This window comes from Amycolatopsis sp. NPDC051128, from assembly GCF_040682715.1.
Taxonomy (GTDB): Bacteria; Actinomycetota; Actinomycetes; order Mycobacteriales; family Pseudonocardiaceae; genus Amycolatopsis.
This window is the reverse complement of record NZ_JBFBBN010000079.1, coordinates 20,757-29,006: the sequence shown is the minus strand read 5'-3', so window position 1 is coordinate 29,006 and position 8,250 is coordinate 20,757. Positions and strand designations below refer to the sequence as shown.

Here is an 8,250-nt window from a genome sequence, read left to right as displayed (position 1 = left end):
TTGAGGGACATAGAGTCCCTCAATGGGCCATTCACGGCCGTTCCGTTGACCGCTTGCGCGGCAGAGGAATCCTTGACTACCCGGCCTTGGGCGTTCGGTGCGTTGGACGCCACCAACGCCACATTGGGGCGCATGGCCGGTCTCACGCTTCGGGATGTTCCGCCGCTCACACTCTCTGGGGAATGCGTCCGTCAGGGCGCATGTTGGGAGCGGTAGGACGAAAGGGGCGTCACGTGAACTACCTGCTGGATCACGGATTCCGGGTGCTCGGCCAGGACATTTCGATCGCGGAGTTCGCCGGGCAGGTGTTCGCGCTGGCCGTGGTGTTCCTCGCGCAGCGTCGCACCCTGTGGACGTGGCCCGTGCAGGTCGGGGCCACCGTGCTGCTGTTCGCCGTCTACGCCTCGGCGCACCTCGGCGGGCTCGCCGCCCGGCAGGTCGCCATCCTCGCCATCTCCGTCTACGGCTGGTGGGCCTGGACACGCCGCCAGGACCCGGTGTTCGGCGTCGTCGTGCGGCAGGGGCGGCTCGCCGAACGGCTCGCCATGGTCGGTGCCTTCGTCGCCGGCACCACCGTGATGGCGCTGGTCCTCGACGCCCTGAACGCCTCCTGGGCGCCCTGGCCGGACGCCGCGATCTTCGTCGGGACCCTCGTCGCCTTTGCCGCGCAGGGCGCCGGACTCGTCGAGTTCTGGCTGGTCTGGCTGGTCGTCGACGCGATCGGCGTGCCGCTGCAGATCTCGTCCGGGCTGTACTTCTCCGCCGCGGTCTACCTCGTGTTCGCCGGGCTCGTGGTGCACGGCTGGTGGAGCTGGAACCGCTCCGCGAAGCGGGTCGCCGCGCGGTCGGGGGTCATGGCAGCATCCAGCTGAGCGCCGCCGTGCTCTGACCCCACACGATCAGGCACATCACGAGCAGCAGCCCGAGGCTCCACGGCAGCACCTTCCGCAGCAGCTTCCCCTCCTTGCCGGGCAGGTTCGCCGCCACGCAGGCGATGGTGAGGTTCTGCGGCGAGACCATCTTGCCGAGGACGCCGCCGGAGCTGTTGGCCGCGGCGAGCAGGTCCGCCGGCAGGCCGGTCTTGTTCGCCGCCGTCACCTGCAGCGCGCCGAACAGCGCGTTCGCCGAGGTGTCGGAGCCCGAGACGGCGACGCCGAACCAGCCCAGCACCGGCGAGAGGAACGCCAGCCCGGCGCCGGCGGCCGCGATGAACGTGCCGATCGCGGCTGTCTGGCCGGACAGGTTCATCACGTAGGCCAGCGCGAGCACCCCGGTGACGGTGAGGATCGCGAACCGCAGCTCCTTCACCGTGGCCAGCCACTCGCTCGCGGCCCCGCCCGCCGAGACGGCCAGCAGCATCGCCGTCAGGATGCCGGCCAGCAGCACCAGCGTGCCGCCGGTGTTGAGGAACGGGAGCGAGAACGTGTTGCCGGACACCGGTTTCCCGTTCGGCGCGGCGACGTCCAGCCCCGGCCAGCGGAACTTCCAGGTCGCCTTGTCCAGCAGCTTCTTGACCGGCGGCAGCACCGCGATGGAGAAGATCACGATGATCAGCGCGTACGGCAGGTAGGCCTTGACGACGTCGCCGCGCGTGTCCTCCGGCGGCGCTTCGCCGGTCGCCGTCCCGCCGGTGCCGACGCGGACGGCCGCCGGCGCCGGCCGCCGGGTCTGGGGCAGCGCCACCAGCGCGGCCGCGCCGGCGAGCGCGGCGCCGATGTCGGCCAGCTGCGGTGACACGAAGTTCGACGCGAGGAACTGCACGAGCCCGAACGCGACGCCGCAGACCAGCGCCGGCCGCCAGGTGTCCTTCAGGCCGCGCTTGCCGTCGACGATGATCACCAGCAGCAGCGGCACGACCAGGGCGAGCAGCGGCGTCTGGCGGCCGACGATCGAGGAGACCTGCTGCAGCGGCAGGCCGGTGACCTGGGCGAGGGTGACGACCGGGGTGCCCATCGCGCCGAACGCGACCGGCGCGGTGTTCGCGACCAGCGCGACGATCGCGGCCTTCACCGGGTGGAAGCCGACGGCCACCAGCATCACGGCGCTGATCGCGACCGGCGCGCCGAAGCCGGCCAGCGCCTCCATCAGGGCCCCGAAGCAGAACGCGATGATCAGCGCCTGGATCCGCGGGTCGTCGGAGATCCGGCCGAACGAGCGGCGCAGGACGTCGAAGTGCCCGGTCCGCACGGTGAGCCGGTAGATCCACAGCGCGTTGACGACGATCCACATGATCGGCCACAGCCCGAACGCGGCGCCCTGCAGCGCCCCGGAGACGGCTTGGACGACCGGCATCCCGAACGCGGCGATCCCGACGACGAGCGCGACGAGCAGCCCGATCAGGGCGGCGTGGTGCGCCCGCATCCGGACCGCGCCGAGCAGCACGAGCACGGTGGCCAGCGGCAGCACGGCGACGAGCGCGGACAGCCCGAGGGAACCGAGGGGAGTCAGATCCTGCACGAACACGGGCGACCTCCGTTTTCCACGATGCGAAAACGGCCTTTCGGCGAGTGCCCGTGATCCTCCTCACAAACCAGCCGGTCCGTCAAGAACTTGAGTCCACTCGGCCCAATGGGTCAGTCGGTAACACGGAACTCGCGTGATCGAAACCGGAACTCGCGTGATCGAAACCGGAACTCGCGTGATTGGAGCCGGAACTCGCGAGTTACGGCCCCAATCACGCGAGTTACGGCCGCAATCACGCGAGTTCCGGCCCTGATCACGCGGATGACGGGTTCAGCGGAGGGTGGCGTGGGACGGGGTCAGGTCGGCGAGCGTGCGGACACCCAGCAACTGCATCGTGCGGACCATCTCCGTGCGGAGGATGTCGACGCAGCGCTGGACGCCGCGCTCGCCGCCGGCCATCAGGCCGTACAGGAACGCTCGGCCGATCAGCACCGCGTCCGCGCCGCGGGCGATCGCCGCGACGATGTCGCCGCCGGAGAGGATGCCCGTGTCGATCCAGACCTCCGCGCCGCCCTGGAGCTCGTCCAGCACCGCCGGGAGCAGCTCCAGGGGCGTCGGCGCGCGGTCGAGCTGGCGGCCGCCGTGGTTGGACAGCAGGACCGCGTCGGCGCCGTGCTTGACGACGTCGCGCGCGTCCGCCACGTTCTGCACGCCCTTGACCACCAGCTTGCCGGGCCAGGTGCGGCGGACCCAGTCGAGGTCGTCGTAGTTCAGCGTCGGGTCGAACAGCTTGTTCAGCAGCTCGGCGACGGTGCCGTCGAAGTGGTTGAGCGACGCGAACGTCAGCGGCTCGGTGGTGAGCAGGTTGAACCACCACGCCGGGTGCGTCGCGCCGTCGAGGAACGTCTTGAGGGTCAGTGCCGGCGGGATGGTCAGGCCGTTGCGGACGTCGCGCAGGCGCGCGCCGCCGACCGGGGTGTCCACCGTAAGCATGAGCGTGTCGTAGCCGGCCGCCCACGCGCGATTCATCAGATCTTCGCCGGCGCCGTGGTCGCGCCAGACGTACAGCTGGAACCACTTGCGCGCCTCGGGCGCCGCCGCGGCGAGGTCCTCGATCGACGTCGTCGCCATCGTGGACAGGCCTATCGGGATGCCGTTGCGCTGCGCCACGCGGCCGACGGCGGCTTCACCCTCGTGGTTCATCATCCGGGTGAACCCGGTGGGGGCGAAGGCGAACGGCAGTGCCGACGTCTTGCCGAGGATCTCGCGCGTGGTGTCCACGTCGGACACCCCGCGCAGCACGTTCGGGTGGAACTCGATGCGGCGGTAGGCCTGCCGCGCCCGGCGCAGGCTGTCCTCGAGCTCGGCCGCGCCGTCGGTGTAGTCGAACGCCGCCCGCGGAGTCCGCTTGCGCGCGATCGTCCGCAGGTCGGCGATGGTGTGCGCGTTCGCCAGCCGCCGGTCCGTCGGGTTGAGCACGAACGGCTTCGGCCGCAGGAGCTGCTTCAGCTCGGCCGGCTTCGGCAGTCGGCGCTTGGTCACCTTCATCAACTCCCTGAACGGACTGCACTGGACGGACGGCGCTGAACGGACTGCGCGGCAGGCGGGACCCGGCAGACATCGGATGTCTGCCGGGTCCCTTTCTAGCACCAGGTCACGCGTTCCCGGAATCCGACGTCTGCGGCCCGGCGGCCGAGATGTCGTCGAGCCGGTACTTCGTGGCCGCTTCGAGGACCTTCGCGTGGTCGACCTCGCCGCGCTTGGCCAGGATCGACAGCGCGCCGACGGTGATCGACTCGGCGTCGACCAGGAACTTCCGCCGGGCCGCCGGGCGGGTGTCGGAGAAGCCGAACCCGTCCGTGCCCAGCGTCAGCATGTCGGTCGGGACGTACGGGCGGATCAGGTCCGGCACCGCGCGCATCCAGTCCGACACCGCCACGACCGGCCCGTTCGTGCCCTGCAGCGCCTCCGTGACGTACGGCACGCGCGGCTCGCTGCCCGGGTAGAGCAGGTTGTCGTGGTCGATCGCGACGGCCTCGCGCCGCAGCTCGGTCCACGACGTCGCCGACCACACGGCGGCCCGCACGCCCCACTCCTCGGCCAGCATCTTCTGCGCCTTCAGCGCGTCCGGCATCGTGACGCCCGAGACCAGGACCTGTACTTCGGGACCGTCGCCCGCCGGGGCGTCGGCGTACTTGTACAGACCCTTCAGCAGGCCGTCGACGTCGAGGTTCTCCGGCTCGGCGGGCTGCTGGTACGGCTCGTTGTAGATCGTCATGTAGTAGAAGACGTTCTCGCCGTTGCCGTCCGGGCCGGTCTCGCCGTACATCCGGCGGAGGCCGTCCTTCACGATGTGCGCGATCTCGAACGACCACGCCGGGTCGTACGCCACCGCGGCCGGGTTGGTCGCCGCCAGCAGCAGCGAGTGCCCGTCCGCGTGCTGCAGGCCCTCACCGGTCAGCGTGGTGCGGCCGGCGGTGGCGCCGATGACGAACCCGCGGGCCATCTGGTCGGCCGCGGCGTACAGGCCGTCACCGGTCCGCTGGAACCCGAACATCGAGTAGAAGATGTAGATCGGGATCATCGGCTCGCCGTGCGTCGCGTACGACGTGCCGACGGCGGTGAACGACGCGGTCGAGCCCGCCTCGTTGATGCCCTCGTGCAGCAGCTGGCCCTTCTCGGACTCCTTGTAGGCCAGCATCAGGCTCGCGTCGACCGACGTGTACGTCTGGCCGTGCGGGTTGTAGATCTTGGCCGTCGGGAACATCGAGTCGAGGCCGAAGGTGCGGGCCTCGTCCGGGATGATCGGGACGACGCGCTTGCCGATCTCGGAGTCCTTCGCCAGCTCGCGGACCAGCCGGACGAACGCCATCGTCGTGGCGACCTCCTGCTTGCCGGAGCCCTTCCGGACGCCCTCGTAGACCTTGTCGCCGGGCAGGACGAGCGCCTTCGCGGACTTCGGACGGCGTTCGGGCAGGAAGCCGCCGAGCGCCTTGCGGCGGCCGATCAGGTACTCGATCTCCGGCGAGTTCGCGCCCGGGTGGTAGTACGGCGGCAGCTTCGGGTCGCGCTCGAGTTCCTCGTCGCTGATCGGGATCCGCTGCGAGTCGCGGAACAGCTTCAGGTCGTCGAGGGTGAGTTTCTTCATCTGGTGCGTGGCGTTGCGGCCCTCGAACGCCGGGCCGAGGCCGTAGCCCTTGATGGTGTGCGCCAGGATCACCGTCGGCTGGCCGTGGTGCTCCAGCGCCGACTTGTACGCCGCGTACACCTTGCGGTAGTCGTGGCCGCCGCGCTTGAGGTTCCAGATGTCGGCGTCGGACAGGTCCTTGACCAGGTCCTTCGTCCGCGGGTCGCGGCCGAAGAAGTGCTCGCGGACGAAGGCGCCGTCGTTGGCCTTGTACGTCTGGTAGTCGCCGTCCGGCGTCACGTTCATCAGGTTGACCAGCGCGCCGTCGCGGTCGGCGTGCAGCAGCGAGTCCCACTCGCGGCCCCAGATGACCTTGATGACGTTCCAGCCGGCGCCGCGGAAGTACGACTCCAGCTCCTGGATGATCTTGCCGTTGCCGCGCACCGGGCCGTCGAGCCGCTGCAGGTTGCAGTTGATCACGAAGGTCAGGTTGTCGAGGCCTTCGCCCGCCGCGATGTGGATCAGGCCGCGGGACTCCGCCTCGTCCATCTCGCCGTCGCCGAGGAACGCCCAGACGTGCTGGTCGTTGGTGTCCTTGATGCCGCGGTCGCGCAGGTAGCGGTTGAACCGAGCCTGGTAGATCGCGTTCATCGGGCCGAGGCCCATCGACACCGTCGGGTTCTCCCAGAACTCCGGCATCAGCCGCGGGTGCGGGTACGACGGCAGGCCGCCGCCCTCACCGGCGTGCGAGTACTCCTGGCGGAAGCCGTCGAGCTGCGACTCCGACAGCCGGCCCTCGAGGAACGCGCGTGCGTAGATGCCGGGGGAGGCGTGGCCCTGGATGAAGATCTGGTCGCCGCCGCCGGAGTGGTCCTTGCCGCGGAAGAAGTGGTTGAAGCCCACTTCGTACAGCGCGGCCGAGGAGGCGTAGGTCGAGATGTGCCCGCCGACGCCGACGCCCGGGCGCTGCGCCCGGTGCACCATGATCGCGGCGTTCCAGCGGATCCAGGCGCGGTAGCGGCGCTCGATCTCCTCGTCGCCGGGGAACCAGGGCTCGTTCTCGGTGGGGATGGTGTTGACGTAGTCCGTCGAGGTCAGGGCCGGGACGCCCACGTTCCGTTCCCGGGCGCGCTCGAGGATGCGCAGCATCAGGTAACGGGCCCGCTGCTGCCCGCCCCTCGCGAGGGCCTCGTCGAAGGAGTCCAGCCACTCGGCGGTCTCCTCCGGGTCGATGTCGGGCAGGTGCGCCGCCAATCCGTCACGGATGACGCGGACGCGTGCCGGGGTCTCCTTGCCGGAGGCGCCGTCGTTCTGCGGGGCCAAGGGGTCTCCTTGTGAAAAGTTGTCGCCGGTGGTGCTCGTACGCGGGGGTGTACGACTCTCCATCGTCGTCTTCCGTCCCGGCTTCCGCACCGCTACTTGCCGGTAACATCAGCCGACCCGGTCGAGCCACTCCCAGCGCGCGGTGTATCGCGCGCGCGTTTATTCCTCCCCACCCTAGGGGACGCCCCCCGGCGGGGGTGCAGACCGGTGCCGCGAGGGACCCGAAACGCCGTCGCGGCGGGTCACCCGCGGGCCGTATCCTGCGACACGAGTTGTCAAAGATCCGGTGTGGACGGTTGCGCGCGGAGCCGCACCAGTGTTCGCTATCGGCAACCGGGTAGCCGAGTGTGGCGCAGCTGTACCCTCGACGAGGGTGTGGGACGCCACGCTCCGTCGTAGTTGGAGGAGTGAAAGCAGTGGTCGCCGCGGGAGACGCTGATCAGAGCAGCGTCGCCGAGAGGCTCGGCATCAAGCCCGAGATGGTGGTCCAGGAGATCGGCTGGGACGAGGACGTCGACGACGACCTCCGCGCGGCGATCGAGGAGCAGATCGGCGGGGACATCCTCGACGAGGAAGCGGACGAGGTCATCGACGTGGTGCTGCTGTGGTGGCGCGAAGATGACGGCGACCTCGGCGACGCGCTCATCGACGCCAGGGGGCCCCTGGACGAGAACGGCGTGATCTGGGTGCTCACCCCGAAGACGGGGCAGCCCGGGCACGTCGAGCCGAGCGAAATCGCCGAAGCGGTGCCCGTCGTCGGCCTGGCCCAGACCGCCAACATGAGTGTCGGCGCGAACTGGATCGGCACCCGGCTGGTATCCCCCAAGTCGAAGTCGAAGCAGCGCTGAACCGCCTCGCCGGGCGGACACGATAGGGTTGTCCTCGCAGGCACGTGTCCGTTCGGGAGAGGAAACGCGGTATGCCCGTCGAGGTCGGTTCTGAGGCCCCTGACTTCACGCTCAACGACTACAACAAGCAGCCGATCCAGCTGTCGTCGTTCCGGGGTGACAAACCGGTTCTGCTGGTCTTCTATCCGTTCGCGTTCAGCGGCATCTGCACCGGCGAGCTGTGCCAGCTCCGCGACGAGTTCGCGGACTACGACAACGAGGGCGTCCAGGTGCTGGGCGTCTCGGTCGACACGCCGTTCTCGCTGAAGGCGTGGGCCGAGAAGGAGGGCTACCAGTTCCCGCTGCTGTCCGACTTCTGGCCGCACGGCGAGGTGGCGAAGGCGTACGGCGTCTTCAACGAGCAGGCGGGGCTGGCCGTGCGCGGCACCTTCCTGATCGACAAGGACGGCGTGGTCCGCTTCGCCGAGGTCAACGCCCCCGGCGAGGCCCGCGACCAGCAGGGCTGGAAGAAGGCTGTCGCCGCCCTGGTGTGAGGTTCCCGGCGGCGGC

The 8,250-nt window shown here is 69.8% G+C and carries 6 protein-coding genes; 3 read left to right on the top strand and 3 right to left on the bottom strand.

Translation table 11 applies throughout. From position 1 onward, the window contains the following. The first annotated feature begins 233 nt into the window (after positions 1–233). Entirely contained in the window at positions 234–872 is a 639-nt protein-coding gene (locus AB0M82_RS43935) for a nicotinamide mononucleotide transporter family protein (protein WP_364735429.1), read from the top strand. Here AB0M82_RS43935 and AB0M82_RS43930 read toward each other — a convergent pair. The 3 genes from AB0M82_RS43930 to aceE all read right to left on the bottom strand — a co-directional run bounded on the left by AB0M82_RS43930 (position 853) and on the right by aceE (position 6,853). After that, positions 853–2,463, bottom strand: coding sequence for an L-lactate permease (locus tag AB0M82_RS43930; protein WP_364735427.1), 1,611 nt, complete (start codon positions 2,461–2,463; stop codon positions 853–855). The two genes, AB0M82_RS43935 and AB0M82_RS43930, sit on opposite strands and share 20 nt — an antisense overlap. Before the next feature lie 270 nt (positions 2,464–2,733). Next, on the bottom strand, positions 2,734–3,945 hold the full coding sequence (locus AB0M82_RS43925; protein ID WP_364735425.1) for an alpha-hydroxy acid oxidase: 1,212 nt from the start codon (positions 3,943–3,945) through the stop codon (positions 2,734–2,736). Between the two features lie 112 nt (positions 3,946–4,057). Continuing rightward, positions 4,058–6,853, bottom strand: a complete 2,796-nt coding sequence (aceE, locus tag AB0M82_RS43920) for a pyruvate dehydrogenase (acetyl-transferring), homodimeric type (RefSeq protein ID WP_364735423.1) — start codon at positions 6,851–6,853, stop codon at positions 4,058–4,060. Positions 6,854–7,269: 416 nt separating this feature from the next. Here aceE and AB0M82_RS43915 point away from each other — a divergent pair, with 416 nt between their 5' ends. Further along, positions 7,270–7,701, top strand: coding sequence for a DUF3052 domain-containing protein (locus AB0M82_RS43915; protein WP_364735421.1), 432 nt, complete (start codon positions 7,270–7,272; stop codon positions 7,699–7,701). A 71-nt stretch (positions 7,702–7,772) separates the two neighbouring features. Further along, positions 7,773–8,234 (top strand): peroxiredoxin, encoded by a 462-nt coding sequence (locus tag AB0M82_RS43910; protein WP_364735419.1) that lies wholly within the window; start codon positions 7,773–7,775, stop codon positions 8,232–8,234. The last annotated feature ends 16 nt before the right edge of the window (positions 8,235–8,250 follow it).

Bases quoted from the DNA above. Each gene is read 5' to 3' on its own strand.
- AB0M82_RS43910 (WP_364735419.1), top strand. From the start codon at position 7,773: ATGCCCGTCGAGGTCGGTTCTGAGGCCCCTGACTTCACGCTCAACGAC.